A 21,042-nucleotide genomic window follows, 5' to 3' on the forward strand; every position below is an offset into this window, starting at 1 on the left:
ACCCAGCATGACGACAGTCTCCGACGTCGAGAGCGATCTCGGTCATCACCATATTTCCAAGCAGTACGATCACGAACTGCTCGCCATCCGCAACCGCGTGCTGAGTCTGGGCGGACTGGTCGAAGCCCAGGTGGAACAGGCGGTCAACGCCCTTCTGGAAAGTGATGTCGAGCTGGCCGAGCGGGTCATCAAGGACGACTACAAGGTCAACTCGATGGAAGTTGCCATCGACGAGGAGTGCACGCAGATCCTGGCCCTGCGGCAACCCGCCGCGCGCGACCTGCGGCTGGTGGTGGCGGTCATCAAGACCATCACCGATCTGGAACGCATCGGTGACGAGGCCAAGCGCATCGCCCGCATCGCCGTCGAGCTGGCCGATCATTTCGCCAAGCGCAACCAGCTGACCGACCTGCAGCAGATTGCCCAGCACGCCCGCACCATGCTGCGCGAGGCGCTGGATGCCTTTGCCCGCATCGATGTCGACGAGTCCCTGCGGGTCGTGCAGGAAGACCCGCAGGTCGACCTCGAATACGAGAGCATCATGCGCCAGCAGATCACCTTCATGATGGAGGACGCGCGCTCCATCCCCGTGGCGCTCAACATCATGTGGGCGGCCCGGGCGCTGGAACGCATCGGCGACCGTGCCTGCAACATCTGCGAATACGTCATCTACTACGCCATGGGCAAGAACATCCGCCACATCAGCATCGATGAAGTCGAGCGCGACCTGCGGTCAGGCTGACCCCATGTCCCGCCACACCGCCCCATGATGCCTTCCGCCCCTTGCCGCGCGGCCCCCACTGGGCCGGCACCGACCGCTCCCTGCCTATGACCCGCGCCAGCCTCGCCGCCCTGCTGCTCCTCCTGACGCTGCACGCCCCGGCGTCGCCGGCCGCGGATTCCTTCACCATCCAGGACATCCGCATCGAGGGTCTGCAGCGCGTGTCGCCGGGCACGGTCTTCAACTACCTGCCGGTCAAGGTCGGCGACGAGTTCGACCAGCGGCAGTCGGCCGAGAGCATCAAGGCGCTGTTCAAGACCGGCTTTTTCAAGGACGTGCGGCTGGAACAGGACGGCGATACCCTGGTGGTGATCGTCGAGGAGCGCCCGTCCATCGCCAGCGTCACCATCGAGGGCAACAAGGACATCAGTACCGACGACCTCAAGAAGGCGCTCAAGGGCATCGGCCTGACCGAGGGCAAGGTGTTCGACCGGGCCGTGCTCGACAAGGTGGAGCAGGAACTGCGCCGGCAGTACTACGCGCGCGGCAAGTACGGCGTGAAGGTGGAATCCAGCGTGACCGACCAGGCGCGCAACCGCGTGGCGGTCGACATCAATATCTCCGAGGGCAAGGTCGCCACCATCCAGCAGATCAACATCGTCGGCAACAACGCCTTCACCGACGAGCAGTTGCTGGAGGAGTTCGAGCTCAGCACCGGCAACCTGCTGTCCTTCTATACCAAGGACGACCAGTATTCGAAACAGAAGCTGTCGGCCGATCTCGAACGGCTGCGCTCCTTCTACCTGGACCGTGGCTACATCAATTCGCAGATCGAGTCGACCCAGGTGGCCATGACGCCGGACAAGAAGGAGATGTACCTGACCGTCAATCTCAAGGAGGGTGACGTCTACAAGGTCAGCGATGTGAAGGTGACCGGCAAGCTGATCGTGCGGCCGGAGGAAATCACGCCCCTGGTGAAGATCGGCCCGGGCGACACCTTCTCCCGCCGGCTGGCGACGGAAACCCAGAAGGCCATCTCCGACCGCCTCGGCGACGAGGGCTACATCTTCGCCAACGTCAACATGGTTCCGGAAATCAACGAGACCGGCAAGACGGTGGCCATGACCTTCTTTGTCGATCCCGGCAAGCAGGTGTACATCCGCCGCATCAACTTCCGTGGCAACACGCGCACCCGCGACGAGGTGCTGCGCCGGGAGATGCGGCAGATGGAAGCGGCCTGGGCCTCCAGCACCAAGATCGAACGCTCCAAGGTGCGCCTGGAGCGGCTCGGCTACTTCCAGGAAGTCAACGTCGAAACACCCGCCGTGCCCGGCACCTCGGACCAGATCGACGTCAACTACAACGTGGTCGAGAAATCCTCGGGCAACATCATGGCGGGTGTCGGCTACTCGCAGCAGCAGGGCATCATCTTCAATGCCAACGTGACCCAGGACAACGTCTTCGGCACGGGCAAGCGAGTGGCCTTCAACTTCAACAACAGCCGCATCAACACCATCTACCAGGTCAGCTATTTCAACCCCTACGTGACCCTGGACGGGGTCAGCGGCGGTTTCGATGCCGCCTACCGGAAGACCGACGCCTACGTCATCAACCTCGCCAACTACACCACCGACACCGGTCAGCTCGGCGGCAATCTCGGCATCCCGCTGGGCGAATTCGACAGCATCCGCTTCAACGCCGACTACAACTACACCAACGTCAAGGGCAGCTATCGCTCCTCGCAGGAAATCATCGACTACATCCAGTATTACGCCTGCAAGGACGAGCCGCTGAACAACTGCGCGGCCAGCAAGTACGGTTTCAACTACATCCCGCTGGCGGTGGGATACGTCCACGATACCCTCAACCGGGCCATGTTCCCCACCGACGGCGGTGCGCAGCGTCTGTCCTTCCTCGGCACCCCCCCGGTCTTCGGCACCGACAGCGTCAACTTCTTCAAGGCCGCCTACAAGGCACAGTACTACTTCCCGCTGGCCGAGGACCTGACCCTGATGCTGATGGGCGAGGTCGCCTATGGTGACGGCTACAACGACACCCCCTACCTGCCGTTCTGGGAAAATTATTTTGCCGGCGGCCCGCAGGTCATGCGCGGCTTTTATCCGAGCTCGCTGGGTCCGCGCACCATCCCGAACGCGCTCGGCCAGGGCGGCAACCTGTCGCTGGGCGGTTCCAGCAAGATCGTCAGCTCGATCGAACTGCTGACGCCGGTGCCATTCATATCCGACAGCAAGAACATGCGGCTCGGCGCCTTCTTCGATATCGGCAACGTCTACTGCGACGCCTTCAAGGTCGCCTCGCCGAGCGGCATCACCCAGGGCGCCGGCAGCACCCCCTGTTTCGCCGAGCAGGAGGGCGACTTCCTCCGCTACTCGCCGGGTCTGCTGGCGCGCTGGCTGTCACCCTTCGGGGCGCTGGGCGTCAGTATCGCCCGGCCGCTGAACACCGTCCGCGGCGACCGCACACAGCTGTTCCAGTTCTCGTTCGGGCAGGCGTTCTAGCATCGCGACGCGGTCCTGCGGACCGTGCCCGGGCATCCCCGGAACGCCTGCGCCGGACTGGCCGGGCCGTCTCGCCGGCCCAGTCAAGTGCGCCGGAAGGCCTTCGCCTGGCGGAGGCACTGTCCGAGCCGGCATGCCCTCGACCTGCCCGGCACATCCCCGCAACCCGCGCGCGTAGCCTGACCGACGCGAAGAAATGGCGTGGCGCTGGCCGGATGGGCCCCGGTGGCCAAGGCTTCGCAAGCGGGATACTCTATTTGCTTTCACACTTCGACGAGGATCAAGACCATGAAAAGGATTACCCTGGCATTCGGCTGCGTCGCCCTTCTGGGCGCTCCCGTGGCGATGGCGGAAACCGCTGCCATCCCCAAGACCAAGGCCGGGCTGGAAACTTGTCTTCAGGCCGCCCTGGCGAAAATGAACGGCGATGTCGTCAAGGTGGAATTCAAGCATGAGGGCAAGATTCCGACCTATGAGATCGAAATCGCCGGCAAGGACAAGACCATGGAGTACGAGTGCAACGCCAATACCGGCAAGATCACCGAGGAGGAACAGGAAGTCGATGCCATCGACCATGCCCTATTCAAGGCCAAGGCCAAGATCAGCCTGGAAGAGGCCAAGACCATCGCGCTGAAGGCCCACCCCGGCGAGATTGTCGAGATGGAATTCGAGATCGAGTCGAACGGCAACGCGTCCTATGAGTTCGACATCCGGCAGGCGGATGGCAAGGAAGTCAAGATGGAAATCGACGCCGCGACCGGCGCCGTCGTCGAGGACGACCAGCGCGAGATATACCAGATCGGCAAGGAATAAGGTCTCGTCCCCCGCCGCCGTGGCCAGGGATGGCCACATCCCCCTTTCCCTCTCCATGGGTGCCCGCCCCGCGCGGCTGCGGCATCCCCCCGACGGATCAGTCCGTCGCCGGAATCGGTTCAGCCTTGCCCGGCAACGCCCGCATACAGCCCCTGTGTTCCGATCTGCCGCACCACGGCATCCGGCGTCAGGTAGCGCGGGCTGCGGCCTGACTGGCACAGTTCACGTATCTGGCTGGCGGAAATGGCCAGCGGCGTGACCGCGAGATCGTACATGCAACCCGCTGGCCGCCCACGCAGCTGGCCGGCATCGGGTACCCGGCGAGCCGCATACTCCATCGCGAGCACCGCCTCCGGCTCGGGCAGGAAGCCGGGGCGCCGCATGATCGCAAGGTGGGCCAGATCGAGAATCTCGCGCCAGCGGTGCCAATGGTGAAACCCCAGAAACGCATCCAGCCCGAGGATCAACACCAGCGACGCCTGCCCCACCTCGCCGCGCAGGGTGGCCAAGGTGTCGACCATGTAGGAGGGGCCCGGTCTTTCCAGCTCGCGCTGGTCGATGCGAAAGCAGGCCGGCGCATCGGCCAGAGCGGCTTCCAGCATGGCCAGCCGCTGCTGCGGGGTGGCGCCGGGCATCTGCCGGTGCGGTGGAATCCGGCAGGGTACGAAGCGCAACTCGCTGAGGCCGAGGATCTCGGCGACCTCCAGCGCGGTGCGCAGATGGCCGTAATGGACGGGATCGAAGGTGCCGCCGTAGACGCCGATCACGCGTCCCCTCATCCCGGCCGGCGCCGATGCGGCAAGGCTCAGCCGCGCACCTGTCCGTCGCCGAGCACGATGAATTTCTGGGTCGTCAGTCCCTCCAGCCCGACCGGGCCGCGGACATGCAGCTTGTCGGTGGAGATGCCGATTTCCGCCCCCAGGCCGTATTCGTAGCCATCGGCGAAACGGGTCGAGGCGTTCACCATCACGGAACTGGAGTCCACCTCGCGCAGGAAGCGCCGCGCCCGCCCGTAATCCTCGGTAACGATCGACTCGGTATGCCGCGAGCTGTGGCGGTGAATGTGCTCCATGGCCTCGTCGATGTCGGCCACCACGCGAATCGCCAGAATCGGCGCGAGGTACTCGGTATCCCAGTCTTCCCCGGTGGCGGGGATGGCCTCCGGCACCAGCGCGCAGGTTTTCGCGCAACCGCGCAGCTCGACCCTCTTTTCCAGCAGCTGCCGGGCCAGCTCGGGCAACACGATCGGCGCGATGCGCTGGGCCACCAGCAGGGTCTCCATGGCATTGCAGACGCCATAGCGCTGGGTCTTGGCATTGAGGGCAATCCGCTGCGCCTTCTCCAGATCGCAATGATCGTCGATATAGACATGGCAGATACCGTCGAGGTGCTTGATGACGGGTATGCGCGACTCGGCCATGATGCGCTCGATCAGGCCCTTGCCGCCGCGCGGCACGATCACGTCGATGCAGTCATCCAGCCGCAGCAGTTCGCCTACGGCGGCCCGCTCGGTCGTCCCGACCAGCTGCACGGCATCGGCGGGCAGTTCCGCGACGGCGAGCCCCTCGCGGATGCAGGCGGCGATGGCCCGGTTGGAATGGATCGACTCGGAGCCGCCACGCAGGATGCAGGCATTGCCGGACTTGAGGCACAGGGCGGCGGCGTCGGCGGTCACGTTCGGCCGCGACTCATAGATGATGCCGATGACTCCCAGGGGCACCCGCATGCGACCGACCTGAATGCCCGAGGGCCGATACGTCAGGCCGGTGATTTCCCCTACCGGGTCCGGCAGCGCGGCCACCTGGCGGACGCCATCGGCCATCGCCCGGATGCGCTCCTCGTTGAGCGACAGGCGTTCCAGCATCGCCGCCTCCAGCCCGCGCGCCCTGCCCGCATCCAGATCCTTGCGGTTCTCGTCGATCAGGCGCGGGACAGCGGACAGCAGCGCCTCGGCGATCGCTGTCAGGGCACGGTTCTTGGCGGCGGTTTCGGCGCGGCCGATGGCGCGCGAAGCCGCCCGGGCGTTGTCGCCGAGTCGGCGCATCTGGCTGGCTAGGGATTCGGACATGGTCGTCAGTGACAGGTGGTGGTCGAAAAAGCGGGATGGCCGACCGCGCCGGGGTGGCTGAGCAGTTCGCAGAGCTGCAACAGGGCGTCCCAGTCCTCGCCAAGCTCGGCGCCCTTCATGATGCGGTCGGCACGGGCGGCCAGCACCAGGGCCGTGCGGATCGTCGGCAGTTCCAGCCGCTGCAGAGCCTGGCTCAGGGCCGCCTTGCGGCTGTCCCACAGCCGGTGCTGGCTGAACACAGTCTCGGCCGGGATGCCGCGCAGCAGCTCGGATTTCAGCTGGTTGAGCAGGCGCAATTCGCGTGTCAGCGCCCACAGCACCACCGGCGCGGCAACGCCCTCGCCCTTGAGCCCCGCGAGGATACGCGCAGCCTTGCCGAGCCGTCCGCGCAACACCTGGTCGGCCAGGTCGAAGACATCGTAACGGGCGCTGTCCGCCACCGATTGCAGGATCTGCTCGTCACTGAGCTGACCGCTGCCATGCAGGATGTGCAGCTTCTCGATCTCCTGCGCGGCGGCCAGCAGGTTGCCCTCGACGCGGGCAGCCAGCAACCTGAGGCCGGACTGGTCGGCCAGCAGACCGCGCGCGTTGAGCCGGCGGTCGAGCCAGCGCAGCAGCTTGTCGCCCTCCAGCGGCCAGACCTGGACCACCACGCCGCGGCGCTCCAGCGCCTGGAACCAGCGGGCTTTCTGGTCGCTGGCGGAGAGCCGCGGCAGGCTGAGCAGCAAGATGGCATCGTCCGGCGGCTGCTCGGCGAAGTGCAGCAGGGCCTCGGCGCCGGGCCTGTCGGGCTTGCCGGCCAGCCGCACATCGAGAATCCGCGGTTCGCCAAACAGGGCGTAGGCATCGCAGGCGGCGCGAAACTGTCCCCACTCGAAGCCGGCCTCGGCGGAAAACACCTCGCGCCCGAGGAACCCCCTGAGCCTGCCAGCCCGGCGCACGGCATCCGCCGCCTCCATCAGCTGCAGGGGCTCGTCGCCGCTGAGCACGTAGGCCGGCCCCAGTTCCCGCCTGAGCTGGCCGTCGAGCTGATCCGGGTAGACCTTCACGCGGGCTGGGGCGGCGCCTCACGCAGCCCGAAGACGACCTGCCGCAGCAGGGTCTGGGCGGCTTCCTTTTCCATTTCCTCACGCATCTGGCGTTCCTCCAGCCCCTGCCCCAGGGGCGAACCCTGGGTGTTGAAGTACTCGCGGCGGACCTCGATCTCCTTCTCGGGGATGAGGACATCGCCCTTGGCGTTCTGTACCTCGAAGATCACCAGGAGGCGCAGGTCGAACATGTTGGCCCGGCCCGCGGCACTGAGCGTGATGGGCCGGCGGATGTGCCGCACGCGGACCAGGTTGACGATGGCCCGCGCGTCGCCGGGCTTGGCCGCCATGGTGCCGCCCGCCGCGGCCAGGGATTGCGCGAAATTGGCATAGACGGGATTGGAACGGTTGATTCCGGTCAGGAAGAAGGTCTTTTCCTGGGGCGTCCCGGGCAGATCGCCGCGCAGATGGAAACCGCAGCCGGCCAGCAGCAGCGCGGCCGCCAGTGTCAGGACCCTGCCCCTGCCATGCAGCCGCATGTTCAAACCACGATATTGACCAGCTTGCGCGGCACCACGATCACCTTTTTTGCCAGCTGGCCATCCATGAAGCGCTGCACGTTCGCATCCGCCAGCGCGGTCTCCCGGATGGCGGCCTGGTCGGCGGCGACCGGCACGGTGATCTTGCCGCGCAGCTTGCCGTTGACCTGCACCACCATCTCGATGGCGTCCTGTACCCGCGCGGTCTCGTCGACAGAGGGCCAGGCGGCGGTGGCCACCAGCCCCTCGTGACCGAGCGCCCGCCACAGCCGCTCGCAGATGTGCGGCACGATCGGGGACAGCATCAGGGTCACCAGCTCGAAGGCCTCCTGCCGCACGGCCCGGCCCTGGGCGCTGGCATCGTCGAACTTCGCCAGGGCGTTGAGCAGTTCCATGTTGGCGGCGATGGCCGTGTTGAAGGTGAAGCGCCGGCCCATGTCGTCGGTCACCTTGCGCAGGGTCTCGTGAACCTGCCGACGAATCGACTTCTGCGCGTCATTCAGCGCCGCCGTATCGAGCGCGGGTGCGGGTCCGTCATTCACATGGTTCGCTACCTGCTTCCACAGCCGTTTGAGAAAGCGGAAGCCGCCCTCCACACCGGAATCCGACCATTCCAGGGACTGCTCGGGCGGCGCGGCGAACATGGTGAACAGGCGCACGGTATCGGCGCCGTAGCGGCTGACCAGGTGCTCCGGGTCGACGCCGTTATTCTTGGACTTGGACATCTTTTCAATGCCGCCGACCTTGACCGGCTGGTTGTCTGCCTTGAGTGTCGCGCCGGTGATGCGGCCCTTGCCGTCGGTGCTGACATCCACCTCCGTTGGGCCGACGTAGACCTTCTTGCCGTGCTCCTCGCGGTAGAAGGTAGGGGCGACGACCATGCCCTGGGTCAGCAGCTTCGCGAAGGGTTCGTCGCACCGGACCAGACCGACGTCGCGCAGCAGCTTGTGATAGAAGCGCGCATAGAGGAGATGCAGGATGGCGTGCTCGATGCCGCCGATGTACTGGTCGACCGGCAGCCAGTAGTGGGCGCGCTCGTCCAGCATCGCCTGGTCGTTGTCGGCGCCGGTGTAGCGAGCGAAGTACCAGGACGATTCCATGAAGGTATCGAAGGTATCGGTTTCGCGCCGCGCTGACTTGCCGCAGCACGGGCAATCCACGTGGACAAAGCTGTCGAGCCTGGCCAGCGGCGAGCCGATGCCGGTGATGTCGACGTCCTTGGGCAACATGACCGGTAGTTGCTCGTCCGGAACAGGGACCGTGCCGCAGTCATCACAATAGATGACCGGCACCGGGCAGCCCCAGTAGCGCTGGCGCGAGACGCCCCAGTCGCGCAGGCGGAAGTGGGTCTGCTTTTCGCCCAGTCCCTGGGCCGCCAGATCGGCGGCGATGGCGTCCACGGCTTCGGCGTGGCCAAGCCCGTCGTACTTGCCGGAATTGACACAGACAACAAGTTCCTTGTCTGCATACCAGTCCCGCCAAGAGTCGGAAGTAAATTGCTTGGCATTCAATTTTTGTAGGTTGATCTCCATCAATTCTTTGTCGATGGCAGTGACATCTAGATTGCTTGCTAGTGCTTGTTCGATAGCTACAACTTCGTCACGTTCAATAACTTGCTTAATCGGCAGGCCATATTGGTGGGCGAAGTGGAAATCCCGTTCGTCGTGCGCCGGCACCGCCATCACCGCGCCCTCGCCATAGCTCATCAGGACGTAGTTGCCCACCCACACGGGGATGGCCTTGCCGGTCAGCGGATGGGTCACCGTGATGCCGGTGTTCATGCCCTTCTTTTCCAGGGTGGCCAGATCGGCCTCGGCGGTGCCGCTCTGTTCGCATTCGCGGATGAAGGCCTGTAGCGCCGGGTTGTCGCGGGCGGCACGGGTGGCCAGCGGGTGTTCCGGGGCCACGGCACAGAAGGTGACACCCATGATGGTGTCGGCGCGCGTGGTGTAAACCCAGAGCCGGCCTTCCTGGCCGTCCAGCGTGTAGGGGAAGGCGAAGCGCACCCCATGGCTTTTGCCGATCCAGTTGGCTTGCATCGTGCGGACTTGCTCCGGCCAGCCCTCCAGGTGATCCAGCTCGGCCAGCAATTCGTCGGCATAGGCCGTGATCTTCATGAACCATTGCGCGATGTCCTTGCGCACCACTGGCGTGTCGCACCGCCAGCAGCAGCCCTCGATGACCTGCTCGTTGGCCAGCACCGTATTGTCATGCGGGCACCAATTGACCGGCGAGGTCTTCTTGTAGACCAGGCCTTTTTCCAGCAGGCGCAGGAAGAACCACTGTTCCCAGCGGTAGTACTCGGGCGAGCAGGTGGCGACCTCGCGCTGCCAGTCATAGCCGAAGCCCAGTTCCTTGAGCTGGCGCTTCATGTAGGCGATGTTGTCGTAGGTCCATTCCGCCGGGTGCACGCCCTTGCTCATGGCCGCGTTCTCCGCCGGCAGGCCGAAGGCGTCCCAACCCATGGGCTGCAGGACATTCTTGCCTTGCATGCGCTGGTAGCGCGACATGACGTCGCCGATGGTGTAGTTGCGCACATGGCCCATGTGCAGCCGGCCGCTCGGATAGGGGAACATCGACAGGCAGTAGAATTTTTCCCGGGCCGGATCCTCGACGGCCCGGAACACGCCCGCCGCCTCCCACTGGCGCTGGATGTCGGGCTCGATGGCGGCAGGCTGGTAGAGATCGTCCATACGCAGTGGCGGCATTGTGCAGTCAGACTAAACGGGCAAGGATACTCGAGGCGGCCCGGCACCGGCAATTTCCCGGCGGGCCGGCCACCGGACAGCATCACCCCGGGTACCGGGACCCCGCCAACCTGCGGTGGCCGATCGCGTATAATCCACAGATATTTTCCGCCAATTCAGCCGCCATGAGCACCGATTCGAAACCCTGGGCCGGCCGCTTCACCGAAGCGACCGATGCGTTCGTCGAAGCCTTCACCGCTTCGGTCTCGTTCGACAAACGCCTCGCCCGGCACGATATCGAGGGCTCCAAGGCGCATGCGCGGATGCTGGCCGCCATTGGCGTGCTGACGGACGACGAATGCAGCCTCATCAGCCAGGGTCTGGACGCCATTGCCGCCGAGATCGAACGCGGCGCCTTCGAGTGGTCGGTGCAGCTCGAGGACGTCCACATGAACATCGAGGCCCGCCTGACCCAGCGCATCGGCGAGGTGGGCAAGAAGCTGCATACCGGGCGCTCGCGCAACGACCAGGTCGCCACCGACATCCGCCTGTACCTGCGCGACGAAGTCGACACGATCGGACACCTGATCCGGCGCCTGCAGGATGCGCTGCTGGACCTGGCGGAAGCCGAGGCCGACACCATCATGCCCGGCTTCACCCATCTCCAGGTGGCGCAGCCGGTCAGCTTCGGCCATCACCTGCTGGCCTGGTTCGAGATGCTGGAGAGGGACCACGAGCGTCTCGGCGATTGCCGCAAGCGCATCAATGTCATGCCCCTGGGCGCGGCGGCGCTGGCCGGCACCACCTTCCCGCTGGATCGCGCGCTGACCGCGCGGCTGCTCGGCTTCGACCGTCCCGCCGCCAACTCCCTGGACGCCGTCAGCGACCGCGATTTCGCCATCGAATTCACAGCCTGCGCCAGCCTGATCATGATGCACCTGTCGCGTTTCGCGGAGGAGCTGATTCTCTGGACCTCGGCGCAGTTCGGTTTCGTCGACCTGCCCGACGCCTTCTGCACCGGTTCCTCGATCATGCCGCAGAAGAAGAATCCCGATGTGCCCGAACTGGTACGCGGCAAGTCGGGGCGCGTGTTCGGCCACCTGGTCGGCCTGCTGACGCTGATGAAGGGCCAGCCGCTGGCCTACAACAAGGACAACCAGGAGGACAAGGAACCGCTGTTCGACACCGTGGACACGGTGCGCGACTGCCTGCGCGCCTTCGCCGACATGGTGCCCCACCTGCAACCGCGGCGCGAGGCAATGCGCCGCGCCGCCTTGCAGGGCTATGCCACCGCCACGGATCTGGCCGACTACCTGGTGCGGAAGGGCATGCCCTTCCGCGATGCCCACGAGGTTGTCGGCAAGGCCGTGCGACTGGGCGTCGACACCGGGCGCGACCTGTCCGAGCTGGGCCTGGAGGAACTGCGCCGGCTGTCGCCGGACATCGGGGCGGATGTATTTGCCGTGCTGACCCTGGAGGGTTCGCTGCAGGCGCGCAACCACCTGGGCGGCACCGCGCCAGATCAGGTCCGGCGCGCCATCGCCGCGGCCCGCGCCCGCCGGCAACAGGCCTGAGTGCCGTGATCACCGACGACCGTGTCACCACCCTGGTCGACCTGCTGCGTCACGGCGAATCCGTCGGTGGCGCCCGCTACCGGGGCCAGACCGACGATCCCCTGAGCCACGCCGGCTGGCAGGAAATGCTCCGCGCGGTTGGCCGTGAGCGGCCCTGGAATGTCATCGTCAGCTCGCCGCTCAGCCGTTGCCTGGCCTTCGCCGAGGCCATGAGCGAGGAAGCCGGCATCCCGCTGGAAACCGACGACCGCCTCAAGGAGATCGGCTTCGGCGCCTGGCAGGGAAAAACCAGCGAGGAAATCACCCGCTATGATCCCGGCGTGGTGCAGCGCTTCTATCGCGATCCCACGACCTACCGGCCGGACGGGGCCGAGGGGCTGGCCGAATTCCGCAACCGGGTCGCCGGCGCCTGCCGCGACATCCTCAACCGGCACGCCGGCAAGCATTTGCTGATCGTCTGCCACGCCGGCATCATTCGCATGGTCATGGCCCAGGTGCTCGGCATTCCGCTGGCCAACCTGTTCCGCATCAAGGTCGGCACCGCCTGTGTCACGCGCGTGGAATACGCCGAGCAGGGCGAGGAGTTCCTCGGTCAACTGATCTTTCATGCCGGATCGCTGAAATCCTGAGCCCGCCATCGCACCGTCGCCGAGACTTGCGAGCCATCCCACCCCTGCGGCCAGCTAGGCCGGGGCGCCCAACCACCAACCTGCAGGCTTTCCCTTGAATACCGCGCCCACCCAGAACATGCCCCGGCCCGCGGGAGCCGGTCGCGTGCCCGATCGTTTCCTGTCCCTTGCCGCGTTGCTGTTCGGCGCCTGGATGACCTTTCATCATCTGGGCGATTTTCCGCTGCTGTCGCCGGACGAGGGCCGCAATGCCGAGGTGGCGCGGGAAATGCTGGAGAGCGGCAGCTGGCTGGTACCGACCTACGACGGCGCCACCTACCTCGACAAGCCGGCCTTCTTCTTCCGGACCGTCGCCCTGTCCCTCGGCGCCTTCGGCACCACGGAATTCGCCGCCCGCCTGCCGTCGGCGCTGTTTGCCTTCGGTCTGCTGGTGATGCTGTGGGGCTTCTGCCGGCAGGTCTACGACCGGCTGACGGCGGCCATCGCCGTGGTCGTCGTCGCCAGTACGCCGCTGTTCATGGCCTTCGCGCGCATCGTCATCTTCGACATGACGCTGGCCTTTTGCGTCTGCGCCGCCATCCTCTCGGCGTTCCTAGCGGAAACCCGGGAAGACCCCGCCGGCCGGCGGCGCTGGTACCTGACGGCAACGGCGATGGCCGGGCTGGGCACCCTGGTCAAGGGGCCGGTCGGATTCCTGGTGCCACTGCTGGTGATGACCGCCTACCACGGGACATCCGGCAACTGGCGCGCCATCCGCCGCTTCTTCGCGCCGGTCCATGTCGGCCTGTTCCTGGCGGTGGTGCTGCCCTGGTTTGCCGGTCTCTCCCTGGCATGCCCGGACTTCCCGTATTACGGGATCATGAAGGAGTCGATCGCCCGCTTCACCACCACGGAATTCCGGCGGACCCAGCCGTTCTACTACTATGGCCTGATCATCGCCGGCGGCTTCTTCGCCTGGAGCATGCTGCTGCCGGCATCCCTGCCCATGGCCTGGCGCGAACGGCGGCAGCTCGACGCCGCGGACCGCCTGTTCGTCATCTGGGCCCTGGTTGTCGTGGTGTTCTTCTCGCTGTCACAGTCCAAGCTGCCGGGTTACATCCTTACCGGTGTCATTGCCCTGGGTGTCCTGGTCGCCCGCGTGCTCGGCGAGGCCCTGACAGGCAACGAAGCGGCGCGGCGCCTGGTACGCAATGCCTGCGCCGGACTGGCGCTGGCTGCCCTGCTGCTGAGCGCGCCGGCGCTGCTGCTGGCATACGCCCCGACCTCATGGCCAGCGACGCTGACCCCCAAGCCGGAGTTCCTGCAACACTTCGGCGATCTGCTGCCTGGCCTTGCCATTTCGCTGATCACCGTCGCCCTGCTGGCAGGGGTCGCCTGGGCACGGGACCATGTCCGCCTGGCGATGCTGGCCTTCCTGGCCACCCCGCTCTGGCTGATCACCCTGCAATTCGACTGGATCCCGCGCCATGCCGGCATCAAGTCGGCCCGCGAAATTGCCGCCAACCTGCCACGACAGCTGCCGGCCGACACCGAATTTGCCTGCCTGGGCTGCATGCCGCACGGCCTGCCCTTCTATCTCGGCAAGCCGATCACCGTATTCACCGAGGATGGCCACGAGCTGACCAGCAATTACGTGCTGTTCTCGCTGGCCTCCGGCAAACCCTGGCCGGAGCGCCTGATACCCAGCCGGCAGCTGGCGGCATATCTCGCCTCGCGCGCCCATCCCGTCTATCTCCTGACGCGCGCGCACCGCCGCAACGAACTGGAAACCCTGGCCAGGCCACACGGGGCGCGGCTGGAGCATTACCGCAACGACTACATCGGCACCCTGCTGCCGGCAACGGAGCGCTGACATGTGCGGCATCTGCGGACAGGCAAGCCTGGCGGAAGCGGAACTCGGCGGGACGGCGGTCGGCACGATGCTGGACCGGCTGGTCCATCGCGGCCCGGACGGGCACTGGATCAAGCACGACACGAGCGCGACATTCGGCATGGCGCGGTTGACGATCCGCGGTCTGACCAGCGGCGAACAGCCCATGGTCGACCCCGCCACCGGCGTCATGGTGGTCTGCAACGGCGAGATCGACAACCACGGGGAACTGCGCGCCTGGCTGGCCGGGCGCGGCCGGCCGGTGCCGGAGGATACCGATGTCGCCGTCCTGCCGGGTCTCTACCTGGAACTCGGCGCGGCGTTCGTCGACCGCCTGGTCGGTGCCTTCGCCCTGGCCGTGTGGGATCCGCGCGAGCGCAGGCTCCTGCTGGCGCGCGACCGGGCGGGCGAGCGGCCCCTGTTCTATGCCGTGGATGGCGACACCGTGACCTTCGCCTCGCAGCTGGCGGCCATGGCGGCAAGACAGGCTGAGCCACCTGCCCTGGATGCCCCGGCCCTGCACCGCTACCTGCAACTTGGCTATTTCGCGGCCCCCGACAGCCCGCTGGCCGGTGTCATCAAGGTAGGCCCAGCCGAGTGCGTGACCCTGACCGCCCACGGCATTGAAACCCGCCGTTACTGGCGCTGGCCCAAGCCGAGTCCCCCTCGCCCGGATGCCTCGATCGAGGCCTTTGACGGCCTGTTCCGGCAGGCGGTACGGCGACAGAGCGAGGTGGACGTACCGGTCGGACTGTTCCTCAGCGGCGGCGTCGATTCCTCGCTGATCGCCGCCGTCACCCGCAGCCTGCATCCGGACAAGCCCCTCACCGCCTATGGGCTGCGCTTCGGGGAGGATTCCTTCGACGAGGGCCAATACGCCGAGCGCGTCGCCGGCGATCTCGGCATCGCCTACATCCCGGTCTGGGTGACGCCAGCTGAGCTGCCGCGGCTCCTGCGGGCGGTGATCCACACCAGCGGCGAGCCGCTGGCCGACCCGGCCTGGGTGCCCACCGCCCTGCTATCCGAGCGCGCCGCGCAGGACATCCGCCTGGCGCTCTCGGGCGAGGGCGCCGACGAGCTGTTCGGCGGCTACCCGACCTATTTCGGCGCCGGCCTGGCCGAGCGCTACGCTCGCCTGCCGGGTGCCCTGCGCGCCGCCCTGCGGACGCTGGTCGAGCGCTGGCCACCGAGCGACAGGAAGGTCACCCTGTCCTTCCTGCTCAAGCGCTTCGTCCAGGGTGACAACCTGGAGGGTATCGCCCGGCATGTGCTGTGGAACGCCAGCCTTGCGCCCGCCACCCTGGCGCGCCTCGGCATCGTGCCGGGACTCCGGGTCTGGGAACCGCCGGCGGATACAAGCCTGCTGGACCGCATCCAGCACTACGATCTGGAGCGCTCGCTGGCGGAGGGGCTGCTGACCAAGGCCGACCGGGCCAGCATGCACTCGGCGCTGGAACTGCGCGCACCGTTCCTCGACCCGGCGGTGATGGAATTCGCTGCCACCCTGCCGGCCCGCGAGCGCGTGCGCGGCATCCAGACCAAGGTCTTCCTGAAGCGCTACGCCACCCGCTACCTGCCGGAGGACATCGTCTACCGCAAGAAACGCGGCCTGTCGGTGCCCTTGAGCCGCTGGCTGCGCGAGGAACCCCTGCTGCCCTGGGTGGAGGCCGCCTTGTCGCGGCCGGCGCTGGATCGCCTGGGGCTGGACCGCCAGGCCATCGCCGCGCTGCTGCAGGAACACCTGCGGCGCCAGGCCGATCACGGCCGGGCCCTGTGGGCGCTGGTGGTGCTGAGCGAATGGCTGGATTGGCTGGACACGGCGGCACCCGCCCGCCGGCCCTGAAGCGTCAGGGGGCCCGGCTGGCCAGGTGGCGCTCGAAGGCCCGCAAGCGGTCGACGGTGCCGATGTCCATCCAGAAACCCGGGTAAAGCTGTCCCGACACCCGGCCCTCGCGCATGGCCGCGCGCAGCAGGGGCGCCAGCGGGAAACGCCCCGGCGCGCAGTCCCGGAACAGGGCCGGTCGATAGACGCCGATGCCGCCGAAGGTGTGGCAGCTCCCGGCCGTCTCCAGGGTACGCTCGCCATCCAGCCCGAAATCGCCCGCCGGATGGTGGGGCGGGTTCGGCACCAGCACCAGGTGCGCCAGCTCGATGGGGCGCGAGACCAGGGTCCCGAAGGGAAAATCGGTGGCAATGTCGCCGTTCACCACCAGAAAGGGTTCCTCGCCCAGCAGCGGCAGGGCCCTGTGAATGCCGCCACCGGTTTCCAGCGCTTGATGCTCGGGCGAGTAGACGATGGCGGCGCCCAGACGCGAACCGTCGCCCAGCGCGGCCTCGACCTGCTCGCCGAGGTGCGCGGTGTTCACCACCAGTTCGCGAATGCCGCCCGCGACCAGGCCCCGGATCAGGTGCTCGATCAGGGACAGGCCACCCGCCTGCAACAGCGGCTTGGGGGTGCGGTCGGTCAGCGGGCGCATGCGCTCGCCACGCCCGGCCGCCAGGATCATGGCCTTCATGGGCGCTTCCCTGCGCTCAGGCGCGGCCACACGCGCTGGTCGAGAAACCCGGCGAAGGCCGTCAGCTCGGGATAGGCACGCGCCACCTCGGCCACATAGCCCAAGGTTCGCGGAATGTCGGCGAGATAGCCGGGCTTGCCATCGCGCAGCTTGAGGCGGACGAAGATGCCGGCAGCCTTAAGATGCCGCTGCATGCCCATGAGATCGAACCAGCGGCCGAACCGGCCAGCCTCGCCCGCGTCGAGCAATCCCGCCGCCAGCAGACGATCGCGATAGCCGTCCACCCAGGCCTGCACCCGGGCGGGTGGCCAGACCACGTAACAGTCCCGCAGCAGCGAGACCAGGTCATAGGTCAGGGGGCCGATCACCGCGTCCTGGAAATCCAGTACGCCGGGGTTGCCGGTTCCGGTCACCATGAGATTGCGCGAGTGATAGTCGCGGTGCACGCACACCCGCGGCTGCTCCAGCGCCGATTGCACCAGCAGGTCCAGGGTGTCGGCTAGCAGGGCCTCCTCCGCCGGCGTCAGGGCGAGCGCCAGCCAGCGTTCCAGCAGCCATTCGCGGAACAGCCCCAGTTCGCGTCGCAGCAGGGCCTCGTCGTAGGCCGGCAAGCCGGCCGTGGCCACCGCCACGTTGCGCTGCAAGGCCAGCAGGGTCTCCAGCGCGTCGCCATACAGTGCTTCGGCACTTTCGTCATCCAGCGCCCGCAGGTAGTCGCGATCGCCGAAGTCGCCCAGCAACACGAAACCGCGCTCGGCATCGACCGCATGCACCGCAGGAGTCTGCACCCCGGCCTCGCGCAGCAGGCCGGCGATGGCCACGAACGGCCGGACATTCTCCTGCGGCGGCGGCGCATCCATGACGATGCGGGTTCCGTCTTCCAGCCGGATCCGGAAATAGCGGCGAAAACTGGCGTCGGCGGAGGCCGGCGCGATGTCCAGCGGCTGGCAGCCAAGGTCATGGCGCAGCCAGTCAAGCAGCTGACGGTAGCGGAAATCCGGATCTTGCATCGGGCGCGGGGGCATGACAGATAAAAAACTTACCGAAACCCAGCCATTGGGTAAAATGCGGCATTCAAACGGGTTATTTGACCATAAAGTCCACGTCACGACGACTCGTGCCTTGCGTACCCCGACGCCCACTTTTCCCGATACCCGACTTGCTGCGGAACTCGCCTCCCTTTGACTGTCCCGATGCGCCCCCGGCCGGAGAGACGATGCGCGCCCGGCGGTGCGGGCCGCTGCTCGGCCTCGTCGTGGCCAGCGCCAGCGCGTTGACGCCGCCGCTGGCGGCAGGCGCCAGCAGCGACTGGGACTGCCAGCGCAAGAGCGGCAACGGCGCCTGGAACTGCGGTTCGGCCACCCCCTTGCCGCACAGGCCGACGCCGGAGAACCAGGACAGCGGCATCGAACTGGGCGAGGAGCCCGCATCCCCCGCCGCCGACAACGGTGCCGCGCGCCCCGGCAGCGACCCCGAGGACAGGCCCGAGCTGCTGAATAGCCGCGCGCCCTTCGACACCCCCGAGGCCAGGGGCGAGCCGGCCAAGGCCAAGGTGGCAGGCTGGAGCTGTGTGCCCAGCCTGGATGAAGGCCCCGACCGCGGCTGGTCCTGCTCGCTGAGCGGTCGCGACCCGCGCGGCCTGGCCCATGTCGTCAGCGAGGCAGGCGAGGCGACCGAAAACTGGGCCCAGTCGAGCAGCATCACGCGCGAGGACGAGGACCGTTTCGAGAACATGATGAGCAAGCTGCCGGCCAACCCCTGGCAGCGCAGCTGCGCGCCCAAGGTGGGCAAGCGGCGGCCCCCGCCCATGGCCGAGTTCCTGCTGAGCCCCGAGGAAAAACTGGCGCGCGAGAAGGCGCCGGTCGACATCCACTCCGACTACTTCGAGCTGATCGACGGCGAGGTTTCGAATTTCAACGGCTCGGCGGAGATGGTCAAGGCCGACCAGCGCCTGTGGGCCGACTACATCACCCGCAACCTGAAGAACAACGCCGTCAACGTGCATGGCAACGTCACCTATCAGGAAAAGGGGATGATCCTTTCCAGCGACTCGGGCTTCATGGACGGCGAATCCGATCGCGGCGTGTTCCGCAACTCCCAGTTCATCCTGCCGGCGGTTCCCGGACGCGGCACCTCGCGGCTGACCCACATCGACAGCAACACCCTGTCGCGCTACGAGACCGCCAGCTACACGACCTGCCCGACCGGCAACCAGGACTGGGTCCTGCACGCCGACAAGCTCAAGATCAACAAGGAGACCGGCACCGGCACGGCGCAGAGCGCCTGGTTCGAATTCATGGACGTGCCGTTCCTGTACGCGCCCTACATGGATTTCCCGATCGACAACCGGCGCGTCTCCGGCCTGCTGAGCCCCAGCATCGGCGGCAACTCCGCCAGCGGCGCCATCGTCAGGGTGCCCTACTATCTGAACATCGCGCCGAATTTCGACGACACGATACAGCCCTCGTACTTCTCGAAGCGGGGCTTCATGTTGCGCAACGAGTTCCGCTACCTGACCGAGTACTCCCGCGGTCGCCTGGTGGGCGACATCCTGCCCTACGACCAGCTGGCGGAGAGCACCAAGGGCACCGGTCAGGAAATCCCGACCACGCGCGGCCAGGTCGGCTGGACCAACGACGCGAAGATTTCCGAGAACATTTCCAGCCGCATCCAGGCCAACTGGGTTTCCGACCCCTACTACCTGAACCAGCTGGGCTCGCCGCTGGCCATCGTCGACTACCGCAACATCCCCAGTTCCGCGACGCTGAACTACAACAGCCCGATCGGGCCGGTAAACGCCATCGCCAACTACTTCCAGACCATCGATCCGAGCATCCCCAAGGATCAGTATCCCTATTTCTACCTGCCCAAGGTCAGCCACTTTTTCGGCCACAACATCCTGGACTCGGGCCTGCAGTTCAGCAACGAGAGCCAGATGGCCTACATCCAGGCCGACAGCAACGAGATGACCATGGGTCAGCGCTTCCTGATCCGGCCCAAGCTGAGCTACCCGATCGAGACCAGCGCCGCCTTCTTCCGGCCCAGCGCCACCCTGGCGTTCAACCAGTACACGCTGCAGAGCCCACAATTCTGGTCGGGCCTGCAGCAGAGCCTGGGCGTCAACACGACCGCCGGGACCAGCGAAAACTTCACCGTGCCCATCCTGTCGATGGACAGCGGCACCTATTTCGACCGGGAATTTTCCCTGGGCGACCGGGCCATGCAGCAAACCATCGAGCCGCGGCTGTTCTATGTCTACATTCCCACGGTCAACCAGCAGAACATCCCGCTGTTCGATACCACCAGCTACGACTTCACCTACTACCAGCTCTTCCGCGAGAACCGCTTCGCCGGCTATGACCGCATCGGTGACGCCAACGAGCTGACGGCAGCGGTGACCTCGCGGCTGATCGACCAGACCACCGGCATCGAACGCTTGCGGGCGACCCTGGGCAACCAGTTCTACTTCCAGCGCCGCGAGGTCACGCCCGTGGGGCTTCCGCCGGATACTTATGCCCAGACCTTCTCGAACATCGTCGGCGACGTATACGGCGGCATCACGGAGAACTGGTCGGTCTACACCGCCGGACAGTACAACCCGTCGCTCAACTCCATCGAGCGCGGACAGGTCGGCCTGCAATACAACAACCGCCAGAACCAGCTGCTGAACGTCGCCTACCGCTACCGCCGCAACCAGTACACCGATACCTGCCTGCCGAACGACCTGGGCCAGAACTACTACACCAACAACTTCGGCTGCCTCAACCTCACCGATGTCTCCATGCGTCTGCCCATTCTCGCCGGCTGGTACGCCATCGGCCGCTGGCAGTATTCGATACTCGACGATGTGACGACCGAGAGCTTCTTCGGCTTCGAGCGGGAGACCTGCTGCTGGCGTTTCACCCTGCTGGGACGCCGCTACCTGAACACCATCGAATCCGACGGCACGGCGCAATCCAACAATGCCGTGTTCATGCAGCTGGAACTGAAGGGACTCACCACGCTGGGCGACGAGGTCGACAAGTTCCTCGAACGCAGCGTCAGCGGTTACCGATTCAGCGATTACTGATACCGACAC

At 66.3% G+C, this 21,042-nt stretch carries 15 protein-coding genes; 8 read left to right on the forward strand and 7 right to left on the reverse strand.

Translation table 11 applies throughout. The features are described 5' to 3' along the window. The first annotated feature begins 7 nt into the window (after window positions 1-7). From phoU to ACH5N8_RS12075, 3 genes are all read left to right on the forward strand, one after another. Window positions 8-742 carry a phosphate signaling complex protein PhoU gene (phoU, locus tag ACH5N8_RS12065; RefSeq protein ID WP_460026978.1) on the forward strand — a complete coding sequence of 245 codons (735 nt, stop codon included), beginning with the start codon at window positions 8-10 and terminating at the stop codon, window positions 740-742. Between the two features lie 86 nt (window positions 743-828). Beyond that, the gene (gene bamA / locus ACH5N8_RS12070) at window positions 829-3,240 is read left to right on the forward strand and encodes an outer membrane protein assembly factor BamA (RefSeq protein ID WP_483281487.1); all 2,412 of its coding nucleotides are present in this window, start codon (window positions 829-831) and stop codon (window positions 3,238-3,240) included. A gap of 288 nt (window positions 3,241-3,528) precedes the next feature. Continuing rightward, the gene (locus ACH5N8_RS12075) at window positions 3,529-4,053 is read left to right on the forward strand and encodes a PepSY domain-containing protein (RefSeq protein ID WP_460026980.1); all 525 of its coding nucleotides are present in this window, start codon (window positions 3,529-3,531) and stop codon (window positions 4,051-4,053) included. Between the two features lie 119 nt (window positions 4,054-4,172). Here ACH5N8_RS12075 and nadD read toward each other — a convergent pair whose 3' ends face one another. The 5 genes from nadD to leuS are packed head-to-tail and all read right to left on the reverse strand — an operon-like array spanning window position 4,173 to window position 10,381. Then, window positions 4,173-4,820, reverse strand: coding sequence for a nicotinate-nucleotide adenylyltransferase (gene nadD / locus ACH5N8_RS12080; RefSeq protein ID WP_483281488.1), 648 nt, complete (start codon window positions 4,818-4,820; stop codon window positions 4,173-4,175). A gap of 38 nt (window positions 4,821-4,858) precedes the next feature. Further along, complete coding sequence (locus tag ACH5N8_RS12085; protein ID WP_483283190.1) at window positions 4,859-6,097, reverse strand: glutamate-5-semialdehyde dehydrogenase; 1,239 nt, start codon at window positions 6,095-6,097, stop codon at window positions 4,859-4,861. 29 nt (window positions 6,098-6,126) lie between these two features. Next, window positions 6,127-7,170: a DNA polymerase III subunit delta gene (gene holA / locus ACH5N8_RS12090; RefSeq protein ID WP_483281489.1), complete on the reverse strand. Its 1,044-nt coding sequence runs from the start codon at window positions 7,168-7,170 to the stop codon at window positions 6,127-6,129. Beyond that, on the reverse strand, window positions 7,167-7,688 hold the full coding sequence (locus ACH5N8_RS12095) for an LPS-assembly lipoprotein LptE (RefSeq protein WP_460026983.1): 522 nt from the start codon (window positions 7,686-7,688) through the stop codon (window positions 7,167-7,169). The genes holA and ACH5N8_RS12095 overlap by 4 nt, the downstream gene beginning before the upstream one ends. 2 nt (window positions 7,689-7,690) lie before the next feature. After that, a complete protein-coding gene (gene leuS, locus ACH5N8_RS12100; protein WP_483283191.1) occupies window positions 7,691-10,381 on the reverse strand; it encodes a leucine--tRNA ligase in 2,691 nt (896 codons plus the stop codon). Between the two features lie 179 nt (window positions 10,382-10,560). On the opposite strand from leuS, the gene argH reads away from it, so the two are divergent. The 4 genes from argH (at window position 10,561) to asnB (ending at window position 16,291) form a co-directional block, all read left to right on the forward strand. After that, entirely contained in the window at window positions 10,561-11,949 is a 1,389-nt protein-coding gene (gene argH, locus ACH5N8_RS12105; RefSeq protein ID WP_483281490.1) for an argininosuccinate lyase, read from the forward strand. A gap of 5 nt (window positions 11,950-11,954) precedes the next feature. Further along, window positions 11,955-12,578 carry a histidine phosphatase family protein gene (locus ACH5N8_RS12110; RefSeq protein WP_483281491.1) on the forward strand — a complete coding sequence of 208 codons (624 nt, stop codon included), beginning with the start codon at window positions 11,955-11,957 and terminating at the stop codon, window positions 12,576-12,578. 145 nt (window positions 12,579-12,723) lie between these two features. Continuing rightward, window positions 12,724-14,430: an ArnT family glycosyltransferase gene (locus ACH5N8_RS12115; RefSeq protein ID WP_483281492.1), complete on the forward strand. Its 1,707-nt coding sequence runs from the start codon at window positions 12,724-12,726 to the stop codon at window positions 14,428-14,430. 1 nt (window position 14,431) lies between these two features. After that, window positions 14,432-16,291 carry an asparagine synthase (glutamine-hydrolyzing) gene (asnB, locus tag ACH5N8_RS12120; protein ID WP_483281493.1) on the forward strand — a complete coding sequence of 620 codons (1,860 nt, stop codon included), beginning with the start codon at window positions 14,432-14,434 and terminating at the stop codon, window positions 16,289-16,291. 4 nt (window positions 16,292-16,295) lie between these two features. On the opposite strand, the gene murU is transcribed toward asnB, so the two are convergent. Beyond that, window positions 16,296-16,964 (reverse strand): N-acetylmuramate alpha-1-phosphate uridylyltransferase MurU, encoded by a 669-nt coding sequence (gene murU, locus ACH5N8_RS12125; RefSeq protein ID WP_483281494.1) that lies wholly within the window; start codon window positions 16,962-16,964, stop codon window positions 16,296-16,298. Then, window positions 16,961-17,989, reverse strand: a complete 1,029-nt coding sequence (locus ACH5N8_RS12130; RefSeq protein WP_483281495.1) for an aminoglycoside phosphotransferase family protein — start codon at window positions 17,987-17,989, stop codon at window positions 16,961-16,963. Before ACH5N8_RS12130 ends, murU begins: the two co-directional genes overlap by 4 nt. 191 nt (window positions 17,990-18,180) lie before the next feature. On the opposite strand from ACH5N8_RS12130, the gene ACH5N8_RS12135 reads away from it, so the two are divergent. Next, a complete protein-coding gene (locus ACH5N8_RS12135) occupies window positions 18,181-21,033 on the forward strand; it encodes an LPS-assembly protein LptD (protein WP_483281496.1) in 2,853 nt (950 codons plus the stop codon). Window positions 21,034-21,042: the final 9 nt, after the last annotated feature.

It is taken from the genome of Methyloparacoccus sp. NF-16 (assembly GCF_056880625.1).

Bases quoted from the DNA above. Each gene is read 5' to 3' on its own strand.
- phoU (WP_460026978.1), top strand. From the start codon at position 8: ATGACGACAGTCTCCGACGTCGAGAGCGATCTCGGTCATCACCATATT.
- bamA (WP_483281487.1), top strand. From the start codon at position 829: ATGACCCGCGCCAGCCTCGCCGCCCTGCTGCTCCTCCTGACGCTGCAC.
- ACH5N8_RS12075 (WP_460026980.1), top strand. From the start codon at position 3,529: ATGAAAAGGATTACCCTGGCATTCGGCTGCGTCGCCCTTCTGGGCGCT.
- ACH5N8_RS12085 (WP_483283190.1), bottom strand. From the start codon at position 6,097: ATGCGCCGACTCGGCGACAACGCCCGGGCGGCTTCGCGCGCCATCGGC.
- ACH5N8_RS12095 (WP_460026983.1), bottom strand. From the start codon at position 7,688: ATGCGGCTGCATGGCAGGGGCAGGGTCCTGACACTGGCGGCCGCGCTG.
- leuS (WP_483283191.1), bottom strand. From the start codon at position 10,381: ATGGACGATCTCTACCAGCCTGCCGCCATCGAGCCCGACATCCAGCGC.
- argH (WP_483281490.1), top strand. From the start codon at position 10,561: ATGAGCACCGATTCGAAACCCTGGGCCGGCCGCTTCACCGAAGCGACC.
- asnB (WP_483281493.1), top strand. From the start codon at position 14,432: ATGTGCGGCATCTGCGGACAGGCAAGCCTGGCGGAAGCGGAACTCGGC.
- murU (WP_483281494.1), bottom strand. From the start codon at position 16,964: ATGAAGGCCATGATCCTGGCGGCCGGGCGTGGCGAGCGCATGCGCCCG.
- ACH5N8_RS12130 (WP_483281495.1), bottom strand. From the start codon at position 17,989: ATGCCCCCGCGCCCGATGCAAGATCCGGATTTCCGCTACCGTCAGCTG.
- ACH5N8_RS12135 (WP_483281496.1), top strand. From the start codon at position 18,181: ATGCGCGCCCGGCGGTGCGGGCCGCTGCTCGGCCTCGTCGTGGCCAGC.